The sequence below is a fragment of the Paraburkholderia sp. WS6 genome, assembly GCF_030464835.1.
Classification (GTDB): domain Bacteria; phylum Pseudomonadota; class Gammaproteobacteria; order Burkholderiales; family Burkholderiaceae; genus Paraburkholderia; species Paraburkholderia madseniana.
This window is the reverse complement of sequence record NZ_JALQCK010000024.1, coordinates 99,461-120,004: the sequence shown is the minus strand read 5'-3', so window position 1 is coordinate 120,004 and position 20,544 is coordinate 99,461. Positions and strand designations below refer to the sequence as shown.

The 20,544-nt window shown below is 60.8% G+C and carries 19 protein-coding genes and 3 pseudogenes; 15 read left to right on the top strand and 7 right to left on the bottom strand.

The annotated features are described in order from the left end of the window. The first annotated feature begins 419 nt into the window (after positions 1–419). The 4 genes and pseudogenes from M0D64_RS26455 to M0D64_RS26440 form a co-directional block, all read left to right on the top strand. Positions 420–833: a hypothetical protein gene (locus M0D64_RS26455; RefSeq protein WP_174825333.1), complete on the top strand. Its 414-nt coding sequence runs from the start codon at positions 420–422 to the stop codon at positions 831–833. Between the two features lie 113 nt (positions 834–946). Continuing rightward, positions 947–2,026, top strand: a complete 1,080-nt coding sequence (locus M0D64_RS26450; RefSeq protein WP_266259867.1) for a hypothetical protein — start codon at positions 947–949, stop codon at positions 2,024–2,026. Further along, complete coding sequence (locus M0D64_RS26445) at positions 2,023–2,349, top strand: CPBP family intramembrane glutamic endopeptidase (RefSeq protein ID WP_266259866.1); 327 nt, start codon at positions 2,023–2,025, stop codon at positions 2,347–2,349. The genes M0D64_RS26450 and M0D64_RS26445 overlap by 4 nt, the downstream gene beginning before the upstream one ends. 72 nt (positions 2,350–2,421) lie before the next feature. Next, a pseudogene (locus M0D64_RS26440) lies at positions 2,422–2,673 on the top strand (nuclear transport factor 2 family protein); the annotation flags it as partial. A gap of 165 nt (positions 2,674–2,838) precedes the next feature. Here M0D64_RS26440 and M0D64_RS26435 read toward each other — a convergent pair. Beyond that, a complete protein-coding gene (locus M0D64_RS26435; RefSeq protein ID WP_154566609.1) occupies positions 2,839–3,723 on the bottom strand; it encodes a LysR family transcriptional regulator in 885 nt (294 codons plus the stop codon). Positions 3,724–3,852: 129 nt separating this feature from the next. Between M0D64_RS26435 and argC the strand changes: the two genes are divergently transcribed. Continuing rightward, positions 3,853–4,782 (top strand): N-acetyl-gamma-glutamyl-phosphate reductase, encoded by a 930-nt coding sequence (gene argC / locus M0D64_RS26430; protein ID WP_266259865.1) that lies wholly within the window; start codon positions 3,853–3,855, stop codon positions 4,780–4,782. A 205-nt stretch (positions 4,783–4,987) separates the two neighbouring features. On the opposite strand, the gene M0D64_RS26425 is transcribed toward argC, so the two are convergent. Further along, complete coding sequence (locus tag M0D64_RS26425) at positions 4,988–5,737, bottom strand: nicotinamidase (protein WP_266259864.1); 750 nt, start codon at positions 5,735–5,737, stop codon at positions 4,988–4,990. A 45-nt stretch (positions 5,738–5,782) separates the two neighbouring features. Here M0D64_RS26425 and M0D64_RS26420 point away from each other — a divergent pair, with 45 nt between their 5' ends. Continuing rightward, a complete protein-coding gene (locus M0D64_RS26420; RefSeq protein WP_323135784.1) occupies positions 5,783–6,133 on the top strand; it encodes an NUDIX domain-containing protein in 351 nt (116 codons plus the stop codon). Between the two features lie 105 nt (positions 6,134–6,238). Beyond that, positions 6,239–6,646, top strand: coding sequence for a lysozyme inhibitor LprI family protein (locus M0D64_RS26415; protein ID WP_266259862.1), 408 nt, complete (start codon positions 6,239–6,241; stop codon positions 6,644–6,646). 304 nt (positions 6,647–6,950) lie between these two features. On the opposite strand, the pseudogene M0D64_RS26410 reads toward M0D64_RS26415, so the two are convergent. The 3 genes and pseudogenes from M0D64_RS26410 to M0D64_RS26400 form a co-directional block, all read right to left on the bottom strand. Next, a pseudogene (locus M0D64_RS26410) lies at positions 6,951–7,184 on the bottom strand (altronate dehydratase); the annotation flags it as partial. A 4-nt stretch (positions 7,185–7,188) separates the two neighbouring features. Then, positions 7,189–7,370: pseudogene (locus tag M0D64_RS26405) on the bottom strand (LysR family transcriptional regulator); the annotation flags it as partial. A gap of 240 nt (positions 7,371–7,610) precedes the next feature. Beyond that, entirely contained in the window at positions 7,611–8,150 is a 540-nt protein-coding gene (locus M0D64_RS26400; protein WP_266259861.1) for a hypothetical protein, read from the bottom strand. Positions 8,151–8,420: 270 nt separating this feature from the next. Between M0D64_RS26400 and M0D64_RS26395 the strand changes: the two genes are divergently transcribed. Beyond that, the gene (locus M0D64_RS26395; protein WP_266259860.1) at positions 8,421–10,352 is read left to right on the top strand and encodes an SMP-30/gluconolaconase/LRE-like region family protein; all 1,932 of its coding nucleotides are present in this window, start codon (positions 8,421–8,423) and stop codon (positions 10,350–10,352) included. A gap of 417 nt (positions 10,353–10,769) precedes the next feature. Here M0D64_RS26395 and M0D64_RS26390 read toward each other — a convergent pair whose 3' ends face one another. Together M0D64_RS26390 and M0D64_RS26385 are read right to left on the bottom strand one after the other, a co-directional pair. Further along, a complete protein-coding gene (locus M0D64_RS26390) occupies positions 10,770–11,441 on the bottom strand; it encodes a c-type cytochrome (protein ID WP_266259859.1) in 672 nt (223 codons plus the stop codon). Positions 11,442–11,958: 517 nt separating this feature from the next. Then, positions 11,959–12,369, bottom strand: coding sequence for a VOC family protein (locus M0D64_RS26385; RefSeq protein WP_266259858.1), 411 nt, complete (start codon positions 12,367–12,369; stop codon positions 11,959–11,961). A gap of 764 nt (positions 12,370–13,133) precedes the next feature. On the opposite strand from M0D64_RS26385, the gene M0D64_RS26380 reads away from it, so the two are divergent. The 7 genes from M0D64_RS26380 to M0D64_RS26350 all read left to right on the top strand — a co-directional run bounded on the left by M0D64_RS26380 (position 13,134) and on the right by M0D64_RS26350 (position 20,498). After that, on the top strand, positions 13,134–14,798 hold the full coding sequence (locus tag M0D64_RS26380; RefSeq protein WP_095423610.1) for a cbb3-type cytochrome c oxidase subunit I: 1,665 nt from the start codon (positions 13,134–13,136) through the stop codon (positions 14,796–14,798). Positions 14,799–14,800: 2 nt separating this feature from the next. Continuing rightward, entirely contained in the window at positions 14,801–15,397 is a 597-nt protein-coding gene (locus M0D64_RS26375) for a cbb3-type cytochrome c oxidase subunit II (protein ID WP_266259857.1), read from the top strand. Then, positions 15,394–15,981, top strand: coding sequence for a cytochrome c (locus tag M0D64_RS26370; protein WP_095423608.1), 588 nt, complete (start codon positions 15,394–15,396; stop codon positions 15,979–15,981). Before M0D64_RS26375 ends, M0D64_RS26370 begins: the two co-directional genes overlap by 4 nt. Before the next feature lie 18 nt (positions 15,982–15,999). Further along, positions 16,000–18,291, top strand: coding sequence for a cation-translocating P-type ATPase (locus M0D64_RS26365; RefSeq protein WP_266259856.1), 2,292 nt, complete (start codon positions 16,000–16,002; stop codon positions 18,289–18,291). A gap of 13 nt (positions 18,292–18,304) precedes the next feature. Continuing rightward, positions 18,305–19,546 (top strand): molybdopterin-dependent oxidoreductase, encoded by a 1,242-nt coding sequence (locus tag M0D64_RS26360; protein ID WP_266259855.1) that lies wholly within the window; start codon positions 18,305–18,307, stop codon positions 19,544–19,546. A 15-nt stretch (positions 19,547–19,561) separates the two neighbouring features. Continuing rightward, the gene (locus M0D64_RS26355) at positions 19,562–19,996 is read left to right on the top strand and encodes a cytochrome c (protein WP_095423605.1); all 435 of its coding nucleotides are present in this window, start codon (positions 19,562–19,564) and stop codon (positions 19,994–19,996) included. Between the two features lie 67 nt (positions 19,997–20,063). Beyond that, positions 20,064–20,498, top strand: coding sequence for a hypothetical protein (locus M0D64_RS26350; RefSeq protein ID WP_266259853.1), 435 nt, complete (start codon positions 20,064–20,066; stop codon positions 20,496–20,498). Positions 20,499–20,544 lie beyond the last annotated feature (46 nt).

Sequence of the window (20,544 nt, the reverse complement as noted above, 5' to 3'; positions counted from 1 at the left end):
CGTGAGACGGTGCGCGGCCAGTTTCAGACGCTCGACGTTACCAACTAGATTGGAGACAATCCGCGCCAAATTGCCCAACTACAGTGAAGGGAAATCGTTGCAGGGTTGGTATTGATAATGACGGGTCGACAATTGACGTTGCGTACGGGAGCACATCTCCTTGATATTGCAGACTGATGCCGAGTAACACGAGAACGCTAAAGAAGTCATCTCCCGCAGCCGATATTCAATCATCAGTCCAATGGCAACACTGCAAACGCGTTGCCTGAAAATTCGAATGCTCTGCGTGGCTGAGGCCTTGACCGGGGACTGTCGGTCATCAACTTATTAACAATAAATCCGGAAACACAAAAATGCGTTTTATCTCGCTCTCAGCAATCTGCGTCCTTCTCCTTGCCGCGTGTGCCGGAGCGCCAACTATGACTCCTCTACCCGCCGACCGGGGGCACGATGTCAGCGTCGCACTTACAGGCGGTGTGAGCGAATTGCAGATCGATACGGGATCGTTCGACATTTCTTCTGAAGCGAAAACGGACCTTCTCGGGGCCTTCCATGCCGAGATGACGAAGATAGGTATTCCGGTTACGGCGTCGGGCGCTCCGGTCGCACTTCACGTAAGCGAATTCAAGACGCGCCCCGTTGCGGCTCGGATACTCTTCGGCGCACTCGCCGGCAGCGACCACATCAAGGGGACGGTCACGGTCGCCGGAACCGAGTTCGAGGTGGCCGACACAGGCGTCACGGTGGTGGGTGGCCTGGGTGTTGTCGCGAGGAACGTGGGTGTGCAGACGGCAGATGGGATTGGGCATCTGGCCGGCGTTGTCGCCAAGTAACCGGCGCGGCATTGTCCGGGCACTCGGCGCTTCTGATGGCGCGCTCTGCGCCACAAGCGCCATTGGTTGCGGCGCGAACAACAATACTGTGTCCCAGAGAGGTAAGCATGCGTATGGACATGCGCCGTCGGCGTGCTCCGGCAACCCAAAGCGCGTACGTCAGCTGCGCAAAAGGTCCGCAATCTCATGCAACCACGAAAAACGACACCCGGGCCGGGCAGGAGGCGGTTCTCGCGGTGCAGCTCGATCCGGCCAATGACCGCCTGATCGACGCGATGCGGTACCTGGCGAGAACGGGTCGCGCACGCGATGCCAGCAAGCTGCTGGCGGCGGCGCCCGTCGCCAGGACACCATGGCAGGAAGCCATACGCATCAATACGGCGGTCGAAGTGTTGCCTGGCACGGAAGCGAGCGACGAGTTTCATCGCGCCCAACGCGCAGGACTTAAGATCGACGCTTATACGACGGCGCGTGTACTACAGCGTGCCGGCGATTCGGCAGCCGCGGAAGCGGCCCTGACCGCTGACGCCGCGTCGCATAAATTCGAGTCTCCGCAAAACCAGCAGCTTCGCCTTGATGTTGCATTCGATGTGGGCGACGCGAAGATAGCTGCGGATATTATCCGCGACCAGTACCAGAAGACCGGTAAGGCCACGCCGTTCGCGTATGCGTACGCGCATCTGCTTGACCTCAATCCGGCTATCGCCGCCCGCGCCGATTTGCTCCCACTCGCGGCCGGCCTTTTCGGTATGCTCGCGCTCTATCTTGCATCGCCAGGCCTGTTGCTCTTCCCGGTGCATTACCGTGGTACGGTCCGGCAGCGCGTCGGAAAAGCGTCCACACCACTCTTCGCGCGGATAGGTTTGCGGCACGCATGGTGGGGGCTGGGCGTCTTTTCCATGGCGCTCTATCTCGTCACGATCTTTCGCATGGGCACGGCGGCGCTGTCGCCGACCGGCAGCGGCGTAGTGCGCATCGATGCCTCAAATCGCATTGCGATTTCACATTTGTGGACGCTGTTTTTCAGCGCGCTCGGCCTAGCGGCAGTCGGTCGGCTGATCGGATGGCGCGAATGGCTCGGCAGTGGACGTGGATGTTGGTACCTGTCGCCGCGTACGGCATCTATCAGATCCCCCACTTGCTGGCTCGGCACAACGTTCCGCACGGCTTTGCTCCGAACTCGTGGGCGGTGAACCTGGCGCACGGTGCAATCGCGCTCGGCGGCATTCCGCTCGCGCTGCTGGTGTTATCGGTGTTCGTGCCAGTAATCGAAGAACTGGTGTTCCGCGGTTGCCTGTTAGGAGGATTGTCGCGCCATATCAGCTTCGGCTGGGCCAACGTGCTGCAGGCTGCGATATTCGCCGGCATGCACGAAGACACGCGCCATTTTATCTACCTGTTCGTCATGGGCCTGATTGCCGGTTGGCTGACCAGGAAGACGAAGGGGCTGTCGATGCCAATCCTGTTGCACGCGATCAATAACGCGATCTTTGTCTACAGCGTGGCTGCAGCGTAGCCGGTCAGGGGCGCCTTGTGCCACTCGCATAGATACTGCGCGCGGCGATCCCCTGACGTTTGCGTCGGACCGGGTGCGGCCAATTTTGCTCTACTCAACACAGAATACCCCGCGCAAGGCCCGTGGGTTTTCACGATCAATCGTATCGTCGGGAGTGAAAAAGAGGCTGTGTCGGATGTGTTCGTCACCGATGGCGTCCTGCGTGCACGAGCAATCTCGTTCTTTACGGTCGAACACGGCAAAATCACCCGCATGGTCGAATTCTGGCCAGATCCATACACGGCTCCATTTGATCGCACGCAATTTGTCGAGCGTATCGAGTGAGCGACGTGCCTGCCTCAACGAATGACGGCTATTGAGCAAGACAAGTGGCTGAATTGGGACCCAATCCGGTCAATCAAATTTCTACAACCTGGCCATTCGTTCGTCGTGGCGTGCAAAAAGGCTACTGTCCCCGCGAGAATGAACCGAAGCGGCAAATGGCAACGCCTACGCTACTCGCAGATCCCACAACACATCAAGTACGTGTTGCGTGGAACGCTCAACGTACCCGGCACGATGTGCAATGCCGAGCCGACGCCACAACGCCGGGCGCAGCGGACGCATGACAATGCGCCTGTCGGGTAATGGCGTAGTGGCCTCATGGGGCAACAGCGCTGCGCCGTAACCTGCCGCTACCAGACTCTTGATCGCGTCGTTGTAGTTGAGCTGAATGCGCGGCGCGGGGTGGTGCCCCCCGGTCGCGAACCACTCCGCAGTCAGACGCGAGAGACGCGTGGTTGCGTCATTGAGAATGAGCGGTTGGGCGGCGAGCCATTCAGGCGTGACGCGGGCCGGACACCGCCAATGTGCCGGCACAAAGGCCATCACGGGGTCGCGGCGCCAGGGCTTTATCACGAGTCCAGCCACCGGGGGCTGAGGCAGTGCGACGAGCCCAACATCCAGCGTTCCATCCGCCAGTCGGGACAGCGTTTCATGCGAAGTGAGTACTGCCACCTGAATGTCGATAGCGGGATGGTGCTGGCGCAGCACCTCAAGCGCTTGCGGCAACAGGTGCGCGATCGCGCCAGTCGACGCACCGAGCCGAGCGCGCCCTTCGAGCCCCTGCACCTGGCGTTGAATATCGTCTAACGCCTGCTCCGCATCGGCCAGCAGTCGGCGCGCGCGCTCCACCAGCACCTCTCCTATCGCCGACGGCCTTACATGTCCGCGTTTCCGTGACAGGAGTGGAGCCCCAATGCGGTCTTCGAGTTCAGCGATGTGGAGGCTGACCGTTGGCGGCGCCAGGTGCAATGCACGCGCCGCATCGGCAAATGAGCCACGGTCGGTAATGGCGACCAGAGTGCGCAAGCGGTCCAGGCTGATCTCTCGCATGTCGACGTCCAGATTCAGAAAAACTGAATATTCACGTTATGAAATTCAACTTTCTCTATTCTAGCGTTCCATGGAACATAGGGGCTCGTTCTATTTGTTACAACCCACAGTTACCGGAGTATTCCACGTATGAGCTCTCCCGTTGTTTTCATCGACGGCGACCAAGGCACCACCGGGTTGCAAATCCACGAACGGCTGCGCAACCGGACCGACCTTAGATTGTTCACGCTTGCCGCTGGGGAGCGCAAAGATCCACGGCGTCGCGCAGAAGCCATTAACGCCTGCGACATCGCCATCCTCTGTTTGCCTGATGCCGCCGCGCGCGAGGCAGTGGAGGCCATTGTTAATCCTGCCGTCAGAGTAATCGACGCAAGTTCCGCCCACCGCACACGGCCGAACTGGACATACGGCTTTCCGGAAATGGCGCTGGGACAGGCTGAGCGGATTGCGAGCGCACGTCGTGTCACCAATCCCGGTTGCTATCCGACCGGTGCAATTGGCTTGCTGCGTCCCCTGTTGCAGGCTGGGCTCATACCAGGCAACTACCCTATCAGCATTCATGCCGTGTCCGGCTACTCCGGACGTGGGCGTGCCGGTGTGGAGGAACATGAGGGGCAGGGTGCCGTCAACGCGCCTTCATACCAGGTATATGGTCTGGAACTCGCGCACAAGCACACCCCGGAGATCCAGCAGCACTCCGGGCTCGTGCAGCGTCCGATCTTCGTCCCTGCGTATGGCGCGTTCCGCCAGGGCATCGTGCTGACGGTGCCCCTGGAGTTGCGGCTGCTGGCGCCCGGCGTGGATGGCGCCACGTTACACGCGTGTCTCTCACGTCACTATGCCGAGGCGGCCCACGTACGTGTCTCGCCGTTGCACGAATCGTGCGTCTTAAAGCACCTGGATCCGCAAGTGCTGAACGGTACGAACGACATGCGCTTAAGCGTATTTCCTAACATGGAACACGGTCACGTCCTGCTGTCCGCGGTTTTCGACAATCTTGGCAAGGGCGCATCCGGCGCTGCGGTTCAGAATCTGAACCTGATGCTCACGCAGCAATAGTGGCCGATGGCTTGAGCTAACGTTCGGCCGCACCCATATGCCAACGATTGTTGCCAATCCGGTCGTGGCCGTTGAATGTCTCATACTGTCCGCTGACAGCCTGTCATCCAAATATTGAACCATTCTTGGGCGCGTTGGGCATCCAAGGCGCAACCTTAGCCTGCAAGGTTGTGCGATATCCGGGGCAGTAATCTGAGCCGTTCGCTCACGTCGACAAGATATCCTTTGACTGAATCCGCTTTACACCCACGCGATCCATGTTTTTACGCGCAATCGCAAGTGAGCCGTTGAGGTCAATCGGACGCGTTGCGTCTTCGATGACGTAAGCTTCGAACCCCGCCTTGCGAGCGTCCATTGCTGTCCATGCAACGCAGAAGTCAGTCGCCAGTCCGGTCACAAACACGGTGTCGATACGTCGCTGCTTCAGGTATCCCGAGAGGCCGGTTTCTGTCTTGTGGTCGGCTTCCTCAAATGCGGAATAGCTATCCATGTCCTTGTGAAAACCCTTGCGTATGATTACTTGTGCAGTCGGCAGCTTAAGGTCCTTGTCGAGCGCGGCGTCGTCGGTGCCTTGCACGCAATGGTCCGGCCACAAGACCTGTGTGCCGTACGACAACTGCGCCGTCTCGAACGGCTTCTTACCGGGATGGGAACTGGCGAACGACGCGTGTCCCGGTGTGTGCCAGTCCTGCGTAATGACAATGTTCTCGAACTTGCTAGCCAACTCGTTGATGAGTGGCACGACCTCGGCGCCGCCTTTCACCGGCAACGTTCCGCCATCGATGAAACAATTTTGCATGTCCACGACGATCAATGCGGATTTGCTGCCGGGCTTGATGTGTTTGCCTGACGCAGCCGCTGCTGCCAAAGCGCTCAGGCTTCCAAGGCCACAAAGGTGGGCCAGACCAAGCACGGCGGTCGACTTGATCAGTGTCCTACGATGGTTTTCTCCCATGACGAATCCCCTTTTCGATTGAAGCCACAATCATAGAGGCGTCAAATTTATTCCAGACTTCATCTTGATGCATTTGTTTCGTCGAAAGCCACCGTTGCAGCCTTGAATCATAATCACGAAGGCAAACCGCTGCTGCAGGAAAAGTCGTCTGGTGAGACTTGGAGCCTGCCCGCTGGCGGAATTGAAATAGGAGAAAGCCCGCAAGAAGCGACCATCCGGCAGGTAACATTTCGGAATGCGCCAGATGCCGGAACCGGCACTACCGTATCCGAAAGACGAGTTGTTTCGTACATTCTAGGAACGTCGCCTCAATACACCTCCACGCATCAATGCCTATTGAGGTGGCTTTCAGGCCGCTCGCACCTAAGCAGGCATATCGCTGGATGTGCATATTGAGGAGCCCACCATAAGGAAGATCCTACGAAATTCGACGGACACCTTTTGCTTGACCACAGGCAAAATGCGAATTGCACATTTGCAGCTGTCAACGGACGAGGGCGGATGATGACACGAACGGTTAGTTTTCTGATCCTGATGGCTCTTGCTTTGCCCATAGCGTCGGCGCAAAAGAAGGTCGACCCGATCGAGGCTCAGGCCGAAGCATGTCTCGGTACACCGGCGGGGCAGACTACGGCGGGCATGACCGACTGTTCGCACCAGGCTTACCTTGCGTACGACAAACGCATGAACGACGTGTATCAACGGATCATGCGCAACGCCGATCCGCAATCGCGCATGCTGATCCGCAATGCCCAGCGTCAGTGGCTGGCCTTTCGCGATGCGCAACGTCAAGCCGATAACGGCCCATGGCGAGCCGATCGGGGATCGATGACGAGCGCCGATATCGAGGCACTCAATGTGGACGCGATTCGTGCTCGGATCGATGAATTGAACTACTACGCTCCCTAATCAAGTCGGTCGACGCGCCGCGCCCTCTCAGTAGTCGATCTTCGCTGCTCTCGACGAGAACTCGAGATGAGCTCGGAGAATGGCGGGCGCGTTCCCCGTCGGACCGGGTTCGACCACAACGCTTGATACGGACGGTTTGCACGCATGGCCGATGTCCGGCGGATTGCGAAAGATCCTTCCAGTTGTCCCCGCTGTGGGAATCCGCAGGTGCTGCCGATCTCTGCGACTGCATGGGACCAGGTCCACGCGCAAACGCGAACCTCGTCTGTCAAATTCACCCTTCGCCATAGAGCGGAGCGAGTTTTCAGGTGATGACGCCCAATTGCCACGGCACGAATTCGTTTTGTCCGTAACCGTTCACTTCACTTTTCGACGGGACGCCGGACGCACATTCGAGCATGCGCTTGAAGATCGCGCCTCCGAGCTGCGCAATCGAGACGCGTCCATCAACTACGCCGCCGCAATTGATGTCCATATCGTCTTCCTGTTTTTCCCACAGCGCTGTATTCGTTGCAAGTTTCAAGAAGGGCGATGGAGCACCCAGCCTGATGCGTTACGTTTGGTAAAAGCCTTGTTCGCGGCACCAGCTTTCGACTTGAGCAGCGAGTCCTGGCCCACGCGCACGCTGCAGGGCCAGGAAACCCATTTCATTCAGCCTGGCAAAATCGGAGGGAAGACGCACGTGCTCAAGGCGTGGGGGTAACGCCAGCGCCAGTGTCTCGTCGCCCTCGCTTCGTCGACGTATCGTCGGCAGACGATGGCCACGTTCAGACGGGCGCGATCGCCGTGAGCTTCGCCGTCGTCTCTCGCATCGTGTTGACGGATTCGGGTTGAACAGGCGCGAATCGAATTCGACCGTTTGCAAAATCAACCGTTCGGAGACGAATGAACCACGTCACATATCGGTAGAAATTTCGCCGTCCAAAAAGACGGCATTTCGCGGCTGCTGTCACTGCCCGATGGGTTACTCCGAGAAGACGTACTTCCCATTCATTTTTTTAGGCGCAATGAAATTGAAATCAGGGAAGATCCGGGTTCTGACGTACCAGATATAGGCGAACAACCCCACACCAAGCAGACAACCAATCAACGTTGACACTGGACGTTCCGCAAAGCCCGTGAACTGCCTCGGCAATTGCGTAATCGTCAAAATCAGATAGGCGTTATAGGCGCCGACATTGTTTTTCGAAAAACCCCAGACAAACAGCAGGGAAATCGCTACAGCCACCCCCGCGACGATCAACCCCGCCACCGCAGATATCTCGCTGCCAACGGCATATCCCGCCAACAAACCAACAATCACCTGCAGCCAGGCGATGGTCCGAACGGCAATCAAATGGCCGCGGTTTGCACGGCACCGCTCAGGATCTGCGTGCGCTGCGATGAGATATGCAAGCAGACGATCCTTGACGCCTTGTCCCGCCAATCTGGTGAACACTTCGGATTTCGCAACGCCATCCGATAGAAGCTGCACGACCTGGGCTTTGATTTCTTTTCGATTCATTGAGTCCACCCCTATGTTTTTTGGGTAACGGTCAAAACACCCGGATTCATTCGCTATGCATAGCGATACGCCAGGACAACGCGAAATATTACCTGTTGCGCGCGAAGGCGAGGGGAGACCGCGATTCACGCCCGCATACAAAGTCGCCGTGCGGCTTGTAAAGGCGCAATGCGTTGCATATGGTCATACGTGGGTCACCGATCACGAATTTGAAATCTGGCTGGCCGATCATTCACGTGAATGATCACTACATTCTGGAGAGCATCAGTCATGATCGAGAGAAAACGGATTCATGCGGTGCTACTCGCCGCAGCGATAGCCACGATTGCGCCGGCGTGTCAGGCAGGAAACACGACCGACTGGCTGGCGAACACCTATGGCACCCTCGCAGCCCACGTGGGCAACACTGCGCGTTCCATGTGGGTCTCGCCCGAAGGCGTCATCTATACGGCCTCCATGTGGGACGAGTACGAAGGTGGCGTCGCTATCTACCAGGCCGGCAAGAGCCTCGGCTCGATGGGCGCGCATGGCGAGTTTCAGGGCAGTGCGATCACGGGCAACGCGACGTCGATCTTCGTGGCACTACAGCCCGGCGGGACCTACGGAAGCGGTGCGGTGGGACGATACAACCGCACCACCAAGACTCGCGATCTACTGATTCAGATCAGCGCGTTGAACAACCAGCCTCGGATCGACGTTGTCACCGGACTCGCCACGGCGGGCTCGCTCCTCTACGCGAGCGACTTCTACGGCAATCGCGTCCGGATCTTCACTACCGGCGGTGTCTGGCAGCGGGACATCAACATCGCCGGCCCGGGCGCTCTCGCACTGGATGGTGCCGGCAACGTCTGGGTCGCGCAGAAGAGTGAGGCCTCGATCGTCGGGTTCAGTCCAACCGGCGCCCTGGTGAACACCATCCGGATGCCAAGCGGGTCGAAGCCATCGGTGCTCTATTTCGATGCGTCGTCGGGGCAGCTCATGGTCGGGGACGAGGGCCCCGACATGAACATCAAGCGCTACAAGCTCTCGGGCACGCCGGCGCTGGCAGGTACGTTCGGCATTCAGGGCGGTTATCTCGACACCACGACGGGAATCAAAGGCCAGGTTGGCGACAAGCGTTTTACCCGCGTCGCCGGCATCGGCAAGGACACCGCAGGCAACCTCTATGTGCTCAACAACCCTTGGGGCGGAAGCTGGGACCTCGGCCGCGACGGCGGCACCGACATTCACTCCTACAACAGTTCTGGTCGCCTGCAATGGAAGCTTCAGTCTCTCAACTTCGAGGGGATCGCCGCTCCGGACCCGGGTACCGACGGCGTCTACTTCTATGGCGGCACGAACATCTACACCGGCACCGCTGGGGGAACCTTCGTAGCGAACACGGTCGATCCCATCGCCTATCCATCCGATCCACGCATCAACATCAACGATCGCTCACGGGATGAGCACTTCGGTCAACTGGCCACCGTCGGCGCCAACCGGATCCTCGTGGCATCCGGCCAGAATCCCGATATCTACTACTTCTTCCACTTCAATGCTGCGAATGGCTACATCGCAATACCGGACGCCACGCTTCCCGGACCGGCGTTCAAGACGACTGCATCGGTCAGGGACGGATTCTGCATCGACAGCAACGGGGGCGTGTGGGCCGGCCTCGACAAGACCGGTTACATCTACCACTACCCGCTGACCGGCTTCGACGCCAGCGGCAAGCCAACATGGGGACCCGGTATTCCCATCCGCATTCCCGATAGCATCAAGCCGTTGACGCGCATCGTCTACCTCGCGGACAGCGACACCATGATTCTCGGACAGGGCGTTGTCGGGAGTACGGACTGGACGTCGATAGGCACGCGGATCGAGGTGTATCACGGCTGGAGCGCGGGCAACACCACGGCACCCAATCCGGTGATTAAGCTCCCCCACGCCGGCGCCAAGTCGATTGACGCGGCCGGCAGTTATCTATTCGTCGGCTACTGGTTCGGCACCGGGCAAGCTTTGCCGAACATCGACGCCTTCAATCTCGCTACAGGCAATCTCGACACCACGCTGGTCAACACCAGCACCGGTACCGTCGACGCCAGCAGCGCCATCGATTCGATGTACGGCATCAGGGCATACCTTCGATCGACGGGCGAGTACGTGGTCACGAAGAACAACGTCAAGGGTTCCAGTATCACTGTTTATCGCTGGACGCCCTAATCCCATCCACCAACGTGCGTCACTCTGAGCGGGTCATCCTGGTCATCCAGGTTGCGGCGAACTTTGATGAAGCCGCACGCGTCACCGTCCACGAGGTCGCGAACGCGGTCGGTGCCTTCCTATCCGGGTGGGCAAGTCATCGGCTTAACGTGCAAGCTTTGGCAAGGATAGGATTCAGGTAGCTGCGGGTTCTGCGCGGCACTCAAATTTGAGCCGTCGCTACTCACGGTGCAGCCGGCGAGCATCACTACCAGACCCGATATCACGGCGACGTTACTCCACACAGTAAATTGCATTTGTACTCGACACAAAGGGAATGGGTTGCGGTACGGGGAAACCCGTCGCAAACGCTGTCAGGCGTTGCGTTGCAACGCCAACCGACGCAATGTTGACGCGCAGATCACGCGTTGTCGGTCGTCAAGGTCTGGTGACCGAAAGGTAAGCCGCAGCCGCTTCGATCTGTGCGTCGTTCAGCGTGGCCGCGACGGCCGTCATCGTTCCCGGCGCCGGCGTTTTCTCCTTCGCGCGCGCCTGAAATTCGTGTAGCCGGGCAACGACAAACGCCGCCGGTTCACCTGCAATGCCAGGGAAGCGCGCGCCATTGCCTTTGCCGCCGGCCGCGTGGCAACTGAAACAGGCGGGAACGCCGGGTCCTGCACCCATCTCGGCGAGCTGCTTTCCAGCCAGCACCAGGCTTTGTTGCGGCGGCGCACCTTCGGCAAGCGGCGGGTTCTGCTTCGAGAAAAAGGTTGCGAGCTCGCGTATTTCGCTATCGGAAAGATTGTGTGCGACCGTCTGCATGACAGCGCTCGCGCGTGTGCCCGCCTTGAACATTGACAATGCGTGCGCGAGATAATCCGGATCTTTGCCAGCAAGCCGCGGCCCGCCGGTTACGGTGCCGGCGCCCAATGCGCCGTGGCACGCGACACAGGTCGCGATGGACGGAGCCTTCGTCCCCCCGGCGGTGTCCTGCGCATTCACTGCGACAGCGGATTGTGCATGACAGGTACTTGCGAGACCGACGAGCGCCGCAACCGAAAGCGGACGCAAGCCGGCGCGCAACATGTTGACAGAACGTGAACCGATCATCGTGATCTTCCCGATATCCTTTGAACAAGCGCCCGGTGAACGACGCGATGGGACGATTCTGCCGGGATGATTCTGACCGGCGAGCGTCGAGCGGATTACGGATCTGTTATCTGGGGCGATAACTGACCTGTCTGCAAGCGACGCCTGGAACGTCATCGCGACGATGCGTCGTCCCGATGCGTGGCTCGCCGCGAAAAACGTGCTAGTTGGAAGGATGGATGTGCAGGATGTCAGCGATGTCGGACATGCAGTTGTCGGATGAACTGGTGTCGCGGGATCGCCATAGGCGGAAATTCGTGGTCGAGCGATTCACCTGGTATCGGAGTGACCGCTATCGCGGATGGCGAGCTATACGGCCACCACTATTTCTCGATGCATGATCCCGATGGCAATGGCATCAGTTTCTATACCAGCCACTGCAGCGATAAGCCCGTTTGATATTACAGCGGGTCAGTCGCGCAGCATCCGCCCATTTCGCTTTATTTCTCTTCACCTGGCCCGCTCTCCAGATATCGGCCTATCCGTCCTTGGCCAACCTTGACCGGATCTCTGCAGCCGTGAGGTCGCGGTGGTGTGTGGCAATTTGCCATGTGTTTCCCCACGGATCTCTTACCATTGCTCGCCTGTCGCCGTATGGCATGTCGGTCGGAACTTCGAGCGAGATCGCATTCGCCGCAATCGCTCGCTGGAAGGTCGAATCGGCGTCCTCAACGTAGACATACAGAAATGCCGGCATCGGATCGCGAAGGCCGTCTCCGCCGCTAACCATCACGACGGAATCGCCGATCATGATTTCGGCAGGCAGCCCGCGACGGAATTCGCCCTGTGCCTGAAACACCATTTTGATGAATGTGATCAGGTTTTCCGGATCCCGTACGACGATTCGGGGCGTGACGGTATGCCATCCATCAGGCTTAAATTTAGCCATGTTGCGCAGCCTCGGAAGAGATTCGCAAGGGCATTGTCCTCCGAGCGCCGGATGTCCGCAAAGGGGGGCGGTCGTTGAGATGTCGCTCGCCCAAAGGACGGCATTGGGTCGCGTGCTGCCGACCACCGCCGTTCAAGCCCAAAGCGGTTATGCGATTCGCATGAGGCAGTGCCCGGCCATCTACGGCCGTTGGGCCGCGCTTTCGCGCGGACATTTGAGCGTCGGCTACGCCCAGGTATCGGACATTCGGGTACAGACTCGATCCAGAAAGTCGTCGGCCATAACGGCCGTTCGCGTCGGCCCCCCGCCTCGCCTTGCGAAGGTCTGCTTCCGAGCGTGAAGATGTTGCTTTGGATACCAAACGGATATGCCGCGCTGTTCTGTCAATACCTGCATCCGCACCCATCGCAGTCATGCAACGCCAGCGCCGATGCGTTTTCGAAAAAACATCACAGTGACGTCTGCTGGTTGTTTGGCAGGTAACGCGACTTGACAGGTCCACGGGTGCATGGGACATGCCCAGCGGAACAGGCGCCGCCGCGGCGCGGATGCATATCAATAAAGCATGAATCGCATCGCAAAAATGCATATTACATATGTGAGCGCGAGTCCCATACTGCTTTTCAGCCGACGTGCCGGGATCGACAACCGTCTGCATACGGCGATTGTGGTGGACGAAATAAGTCACGGGGATTCCCCAGAGTCGCATAAGCGTGACCGATGTCACCACCGATTTCCTTCGAACAAATGGGGGCTTTACAGCCATGACGCTCACACTCGGCGCGTTGCTCGCGCTGTCGTTTCTCATTTCCGTGCTCGGGCTCTTCATGTTCATATGGGCACAGACACGGGGTTTAATGCGGGCCGGCCCCGAGGCGGCACAAGTGATATTCGAAACCGGTGAACTTGGCACGGTCGAAGAACCCGCGATTTCGTCGACGCAACGCAGCGCGCTGCAGAGGGCCGAAAGCAATGGCAACGCTTCGACGCCGCACGGCGACGCGCAACGAGCCGTGCACACGCGGCCTGATTTGCTGGCCCGCGAAGCGCAGGACAGGTCGAGCCGCACCGCCGCGTTCGCGTTTCTCGCGTCGTCGATCCTGTGGCTGGTGCTCGGCTCGCTCGCCGGCCTGGTCGCCTCGCAAAAGCTGACGTCGCCGGATTTTCTGGTCCAATCGGCCTGGCTGACGTTCGGCCGCATCAGAACCGCGCACTTGAATATGGTGATCTATGGCTGGGCATCGATGGCAGGACTGGGCATCTCGTTATGGATGCTGCCGCGGCTGCTGAAGACCCGTCTCGTCGGCGAGCACTACGCCGTCGCGGGTGCCGGTCTATGGAATGCCGGCGTCGCGGCCGGTGTCGTGGCGATACTCGCGGGCTGGACGGACGGCCTGCAGTGGCTCGAGATTCCGTGGCAGATCGGCATTCTTCTGGCGATCGGCGGCGCACTGTCAGCCGTGCCGCTATTTTTGACGCTATCCCGCCGCAATGTGGACCACCTGTACGTTTCGGTCTGGTACATCGCTGCGGCCCTGCTCTGGTTTCCGATCCTGTATGTCGTCGCGAAAGTGCCGTACGTGCATTTCGGCGTGGAGCAGGCGATCGTCAACTGGTGGTTCGCACACAACGTGCTTGGCTTGTGGCTTACGCCGTTCGGTCTTGCTTCGGCCTATTACTTCATCGCGAAGGTGCTCGGCCGTCCTATCTACTCGTACAACCTCTCGCTGGTCGGCTTCTGGGCGCTGGCGATGTTCTATAGCCAGGCCGGCATTCACCATCTGCTCGGCGGCCCCGTGCCAGCGTGGCTGCAAAGCGTTTCGGTCGTGCAAAGCGTGATGATGCTGATCCCCGTCCTCGCGGTCGGCGTCAATCAGCACATGACGGTGGTCGGGCGCTTCGCGACGCTGCGATATTCGCCCACGCTGCGCTTCGTCGTACTGGGCGCCGCGCTGTACACACTCGTTTCGCTGCAAGGCTCGCTCGAAGCCGTGCCGTTCTTCAATCGCCTCGTGCACTTCACACAGTACAAGGTCGCGCATGCGCACCTCGGCCTGTACGGCTTTTACTCGATGATCATGTTCGGTTCGATCTATTTCGTGATGCCACGCGTACTGGAGCGGGAGTGGCCCTATCCGAAGTTGATTTCCCTCCATTTCTGGCTGGCTGTGATCGGCTTCGCGATCTACTTCGTGTTTTTGAGCATCGGCGGTGTTCTGCAGGGCATCGCAATGCTTGATGCCACGCGGCCCTTCATGGATTCCGTCAACGTGCTCGCGCCTTACCTGAGAGCCAGAACGTTCGGTGGCGTGCTGATGACCGCCGGGCACCTCGTATTCGCATGGCACTTCTTCGCGATGCTACTCGACCGCGGGACGATCCGCTCCGGCCAGGCGCTTATCGGCGGCGCGCCGTCCACAGGAGTCTGACCATGAACCGGGTTCTCACCATCGTCATCGGCGCGCTGATCATGCTGGCGATCGCCACGCTCGTGCTGGTCGCATTGCCGTATCGCGAGTTGCAGGACGAATCGCCGCCCGAACAGCTAAAGCCGTACACCATCGCACAACTGCGCGGCCGCGCCACATACGTCAACATGGGTTGCGTGTATTGCCACTCGCAGCAGCCGCGGGCGGCGACCCTGGGTCCGGACGCATTGCGCGGCTGGGGCCGCCCGTCGGTATCGGCCGACTATGCGTACGACTACCCGCACCTGCTGGGCGTGTCGCGCACCGGCCCGGATCTGTTCAACATCGGCGCACGGCAGCCCAGCGTCGACTGGCATCTCGCTCACCTGTACCAGCCACGCAGTGTGACGCCTGGAAGCGTGATGCCGTCGTACCCGTTCCTCTTCAAGGTGGTCGCGCATCCTGGACCGAACGACAAGGTCGTGACGCTGCCGCCGCAATTCACGCCAGCCGGCGGCCAGGTCGTCGCCACGCAGGAGGCGCTCGATCTTGTCGCTTACCTGACTGCACTCAATCACACGTATCCCGTTCCCGCCACTGAATCCGGAGTGACGAAATGAAACACGACACGCAGCACGACACGATCCAGACACGGGAGTATGCGGAACCCATCGAACAGGCGAATCCGGTGCCCTGGCTTCTCGGGCTCGTCGGCGCATCGCTAGCAGTCTGGGGCGTCAGCTATTTCCTGCTCAATCCGGACCTCGCGCCCGCCAGCGCCAAAGACACCAGCCGCGACGCCGTGACGAGCGCCGCAGCACCCGCCGCGGCCGACGGCGCGCAGATTTTCGCGAGCCGCTGTGCGTCCTGCCATCAGGCAAACGGCGCCGGCCTGCCTGGCGTGTTTCCACCACTGGCCGGCTCTGCATGGGTGAACGGCGACGCGAAGACCGTCTCGCGCATCCTGCTACTGGGCATCAACGGCAAGATCGACGTTGCCGGCGCAACCTTCAACGGCACGATGCCCGCCTTTGGCACGACCCTTTCCGACGCGGAAATCGCGGCGGTGGCCACGCACGTTCGCGCGAGCTTCGGCAACAAGTCGGCTGCACTGACAGCCGACCTTGTGAAGGGTGAGCGAACCGCTCTGGGCACTCGGACGACGCCGTGGGCAGGCGGCGACGAACTCTCGAAGCAGCCGTAGAGCCGGACGAAACGCAAAATGCAATCCAACCTTCCAGATAGTGCGCTGCTGGATGTGCGCGGCATGTGGTGCACCAGTTGCGCGAACGCATTGGAAACCATGCTGCGGCGCCAGCCCGGCGTGCTCGCCGCGAGCGTCAGTTTCGCGGCTGAGTCCGCCTCGCTGCAATGGGATCCGCTCGCGACGTCGCTTGAGCGCCTGCTGCAGCGCACCGCCAAACTCGGATACGCGTGCATCCCCGAAGGCGCGGGGCACGACCGGCGCGCGCATTTCGCGAAAATCCGCCATGACCTGATGGTCCGGCTCGTGGTTGCCGTGTTCTTTTCAATGTGGGTAATGCCGGCGCAATGGGCGCTGTACGTTGCGCCCGAGGGCAGTCTTTCGCCGGCCGCCCGATTTGGGCTGGCGCTGTTTGCAGGGCTCGCCACCATGCCGGTGATCGGCTACAGTGCGCTGCCGTTTTTCCGCGCGGCGTGGCGCACGCTGCGCGCTCGAGCGCCGGGCATGGACGTCCTCGTCGCAACCGGGGCCGGTGGGTCCTGCCTGCTTTCGGTATGGCAGTTGATACGGGGCGAGTCGACCGTCTATTTCGATTCCGCCGCAATGATCGTGGTCTTCCTGTTGGCCGGCAGGCTGCTCGAAACGACCGTGCGAAGCCAATCGGCCGACGCCGTACGCAGCCTGCTCGAATTACCGCCTGAAACCGCGCAGGTGATCGATGCATCCGGCGCCGAAACGCAAGTCCTTGCCAAGCGGGTGGAACGCGGCAGCGCGGTTCGGGTGTGCCCTGGCGAGCGCGTTCCGCTCGACGGCGTCATCACGCAAGGCGTGTCGTCGCTGGATCGCTCGCTGCTGACCGGCGAAACGGCGTTCATCACGGTCGAACCCGGCGACGTGGTGGAAGCTGGTGCACTCAATGGAGATGGCGAACTGGTGGTGCTGGTCGAGCGCGCCTGGGGCGAGCGTCGCGTGGATCTGATCGCGCATAGCGTGCGGCAGATGCTCGCGCGCAAGACGGCGACCCAGGCACTCGCCGAACGGTTCACCCGCTACCTCGTACCGGCCATCTGCGGGGTCGCGACGCTCGCCTTGCTGTGGAACGCAGCCGAGGGTATGGCCATCGCCGCTGCGCTCGAACGCGCCGTGGCGGTGCTCGTCATCACCTGCCCCTGTGCGCTCGGTATGGCCGTTCCGCTCGCGCTTACCGCTGGGGCGGGGCGAGCGGCGCGCGCGGGCGTGCTGTTCCGGGATGTCGAGGCGATCGAGAAGGCCGGCCGCATCGACCTCTTCTGCTTCGACAAGACCGGAACACTGACCGAAGGCTCGCCCCGGCTCGTCCAGTCGCAATGTGCCGACAGCGTGAGCACCGTCGACCTGTTCGTCGACGCGGCGATCGCCGAGCGCGGCAGCGAGCATCCGCTCGCAAAGGCCATCGAATCATTGGTACCGCCGTCATGCCGTGCAACCGTCGACGGCGCGACGGGAACGTCCCATGCGACGCCCGGCGCGGGAGTCGAATGGATCGGCGCGGACGGCTCTCGCATTCTCGCCGGAAACGCGTCCTTTCTCGCAGGGCACGGTGTACCAGTTCCGGACACGGCAGCCACGCATACGACGGTTCATGTCGCGCGCGATGGGCGGTGGCGCGGCGCGCTGCATTTCGCGGACGCGCCGCGTGCCGGTGCACGCCGCGCGCTGGCCACCTTGCGGACGACTGGCGCGGCGCTCGCGATGCTGACCGGCGACGAGCCGGCCGTCGGCTTGCGCGTCGCCGAGGCTGTCGGCATTGACTCCGGCGCCGTGTACGCGGGCCAGTCGCCGGAAGAGAAGGCCCGTCGCATCGTCGCTGCGCAGGCAGCGGGAACGAAGGTCGCGTTCATCGGTGACGGTCTCAACGACGCGCCCGCGCTCGCGGCGGCAGATCTCGGCATCGCCGTCGCCAACGCGACGGCGTCGTCGGTGGCCGCCGCATCGATCGTACTGGTCGAGGGCGGCATCGAGCAGCTCAATGCCGCTCTGGCGATCGCACGGCGCACGGCGCGCGTGATGCGCCAGAACCTCATTGCCGCAGCGATCTACAACTTGCTTGCCGTGCCGCTCGCGTTATCCGGAGTCGTGTCGCCAGCAATGGCAGCCGCGTTGATGATCGCGAGCTCACTTTCGGTGACGCTCAATTCGTCCCGCCTCGCTGCCGGCGTAATTAACCGGGACGGCGCTACTGCTGACACGTTCGACACGGACACCGCACATCACTGCAGCACACAGGATCCGGATCTGCAGCGGCCACCTGCGCCGATGTTCAACACCTGACAGAAGGATGACCATGAAGAACGATGAACGCGACATCTTCCAGCAGCGCCGCAGGCTGCTCGGTGGCCTCGGTGCGCTGGGGCTCGCGGCATTGACGAATCCCATAACGGGGAGGGCAGCACCAGGCAATAACATCATGCTGCCCTTCGAAAATGGTGCACGCCCGCTTACGTCCGCGTTTCCGCAGAAGTCCAACGTCATACTGCAAAGAACGCGGCCGCCGTTAATCGAAACGCCGTTCGAGGTGTTCGACCAGGGAGTCTTTACGCCAAACGACCGCTTCTATGTGCGGTGGCACCTTGCGAACATTCCAACGTCCGTGGATCCGGCCGCGTTCAGGCTGGACATCCGGGGTCACGTGAACAGGACCGTCAGCCTGACGCTGAACGATCTTGTGAAAAAATTCCCGCGCTTCGAAATTGCCGCAGTCAATCAATGCTCGGGGAATTCCCGCGGCTTTTTTAGTCCCCGCGTGCCAGGCGGTCAATGGGCGAACGGCGCGATGGGCAACGCTCGGTGGACGGGCGTGCGGCTGAAGGATTTGCTGACGCATGCCGGTGTCGGCGCAAACGCAGTGCAGGTGCGCTTGAACGGCCTCGATACCGGCGTGATTCCGCAGACGCCGAAATTCATGAAGTCGCTCGCGATCGACCACGCGCTCGACGGCGAAGTGATGGTCGCCTATGCGATGAACGGAGAGCCGCTACCGCTGCTCAACGGCTATCCGTTGCGGCTTGTCGTGCCCGGCTGGTATGCAACGTATTGGGTCAAGATGCTGCACGACATCGAGGTGCTCGACAAGCCCGACGACAACTTCTGGACTGCCAAGGCCTACCTCGTCCCCGATAACCATTTTGCCAACGTGCATCCCGGCGACAAGGACTTCAAGCAGGTGCCCATCAATACAATGCTGCCCCGGTCGTTCTTCACCAATCTGCGCTCTGCGGGCACGGTACAACGCGGTCAGCCGATGCTCGTACGCGGCATTGCGTTCGGCGGTCTCAACGCGCTCGCCAAGGTGCAGTTTTCGTCCGATGGCGGCCGCAACTGGACCGACACCGCGATGGGCCGCGATTACGGCCGCTACAGTTTTCGGCAGTGGCAGACGACGGTCAGTTTCCCGCAAACGGGCAGCCGCACACTGATGGCCCGCGCGATCGACTCGACCGGACAGGCGCAGCCGGATACACCGAACTGGAACGGCGCGGGCTTCATGCGCAACGTCATTGAATCCGTCGATATCAACGTAGTCTGACACGAGGCGAAAACCATGAACTTGAAGCTGCTTCGTATCGCGGCGGTCTGGGCCGCCCCTGTCGCCGTCGGTGCCATTGCCGCGCTGACCGGCAGTCACTACCTGCCTGAATCGATCGCCGGACAGGCGCAGCGGCAGGCCGCCCTCGTGCCTCCGGTGCATTTCGCCCCGCTCGACGTTTCTTTGCCGGCTGGCAGCACGCTCTTTCCACCCGGCGAAGGCGCAGAGATCGCGAATGCCAATTGCGTGATGTGTCATTCGACCGGAATGGTGCTGCGCCAGCCACCGCTGACCACTCCCGAGTGGAAGACCGAGATCATGAAGATGCGCAACGGCTTCGGCGCACCGATTCCTCTCGATCAGGTCGACCAGCTTGCTCACTATCTTGGCGTTATCAATGGGAAGAAGAATGAAGCGGGCCCCTCCGGTGTCGACAACCAGGCCAGCTGACGCACAAGCATCGGACCTGGGAACGCGCGGCTGCGAGTGTGTTCCTGCCCAAGGACTCGACGCTTGCATGCCGCCAATCCGCATGCGGCCTGGTATCGGGACAGCCGCACGACTCGCCGCCGTCGGCTTGCAGATCTTCGCACCGAAATGCGCGCTTTGCTGGACCACCTACGCTGGCCTCGTTAACGCAAGCTGGTTCGTCGCAACGAACATTCATCCGATCTGGGCGTCGCTTGCAGCGCTGTCCTCGACGCTCGCCGTGTGCATCAGCCTGCTCGCGGCGCGGCGAACGCGCCGCTATCGAGCCTGGTCGTGGACGGCAGCTTCGTGGTCGTTCCTCATTGCCGGCTGGTTGCTGGACTGCTTGCCCGTCAGGTGCCTGGGATTCGGTTTGCTCGCAGCCAGCTTTACCTACGCTGGGCTTACCCGCAGAGTGCGCGCCCGTACGTCAACGGGATCGGTGCCCGGTTCGCTGAAAGCGGCCCGGGCGCAATCCGGCTAGCAGCATGCCGACGGGCGCCAATTGACCGTTACGACGACGCGAGACG

Bases quoted from the DNA above. Each gene is read 5' to 3' on its own strand.
- M0D64_RS26365 (WP_266259856.1), top strand. From the start codon at position 16,000: ATGCAATCCAACCTTCCAGATAGTGCGCTGCTGGATGTGCGCGGCATG.
- M0D64_RS26355 (WP_095423605.1), top strand. From the start codon at position 19,562: ATGAACTTGAAGCTGCTTCGTATCGCGGCGGTCTGGGCCGCCCCTGTC.
- M0D64_RS26455 (WP_174825333.1), top strand. From the start codon at position 420: ATGACTCCTCTACCCGCCGACCGGGGGCACGATGTCAGCGTCGCACTT.
- M0D64_RS26350 (WP_266259853.1), top strand. From the start codon at position 20,064: ATGCCGCCAATCCGCATGCGGCCTGGTATCGGGACAGCCGCACGACTC.
- M0D64_RS26385 (WP_266259858.1), bottom strand. From the start codon at position 12,369: ATGGCTAAATTTAAGCCTGATGGATGGCATACCGTCACGCCCCGAATC.
- M0D64_RS26435 (WP_154566609.1), bottom strand. From the start codon at position 3,723: ATGCGAGAGATCAGCCTGGACCGCTTGCGCACTCTGGTCGCCATTACC.
- M0D64_RS26375 (WP_266259857.1), top strand. From the start codon at position 14,801: ATGAACCGGGTTCTCACCATCGTCATCGGCGCGCTGATCATGCTGGCG.
- M0D64_RS26395 (WP_266259860.1), top strand. From the start codon at position 8,421: ATGATCGAGAGAAAACGGATTCATGCGGTGCTACTCGCCGCAGCGATA.
- M0D64_RS26370 (WP_095423608.1), top strand. From the start codon at position 15,394: ATGAAACACGACACGCAGCACGACACGATCCAGACACGGGAGTATGCG.
- M0D64_RS26425 (WP_266259864.1), bottom strand. From the start codon at position 5,737: ATGGGAGAAAACCATCGTAGGACACTGATCAAGTCGACCGCCGTGCTT.
- M0D64_RS26415 (WP_266259862.1), top strand. From the start codon at position 6,239: ATGATGACACGAACGGTTAGTTTTCTGATCCTGATGGCTCTTGCTTTG.
- M0D64_RS26380 (WP_095423610.1), top strand. From the start codon at position 13,134: ATGACGCTCACACTCGGCGCGTTGCTCGCGCTGTCGTTTCTCATTTCC.
- M0D64_RS26450 (WP_266259867.1), top strand. From the start codon at position 947: ATGGACATGCGCCGTCGGCGTGCTCCGGCAACCCAAAGCGCGTACGTC.
- M0D64_RS26400 (WP_266259861.1), bottom strand. From the start codon at position 8,150: ATGAATCGAAAAGAAATCAAAGCCCAGGTCGTGCAGCTTCTATCGGAT.
- M0D64_RS26360 (WP_266259855.1), top strand. From the start codon at position 18,305: ATGAAGAACGATGAACGCGACATCTTCCAGCAGCGCCGCAGGCTGCTC.
- M0D64_RS26390 (WP_266259859.1), bottom strand. From the start codon at position 11,441: ATGATCGGTTCACGTTCTGTCAACATGTTGCGCGCCGGCTTGCGTCCG.
- argC (WP_266259865.1), top strand. From the start codon at position 3,853: ATGAGCTCTCCCGTTGTTTTCATCGACGGCGACCAAGGCACCACCGGG.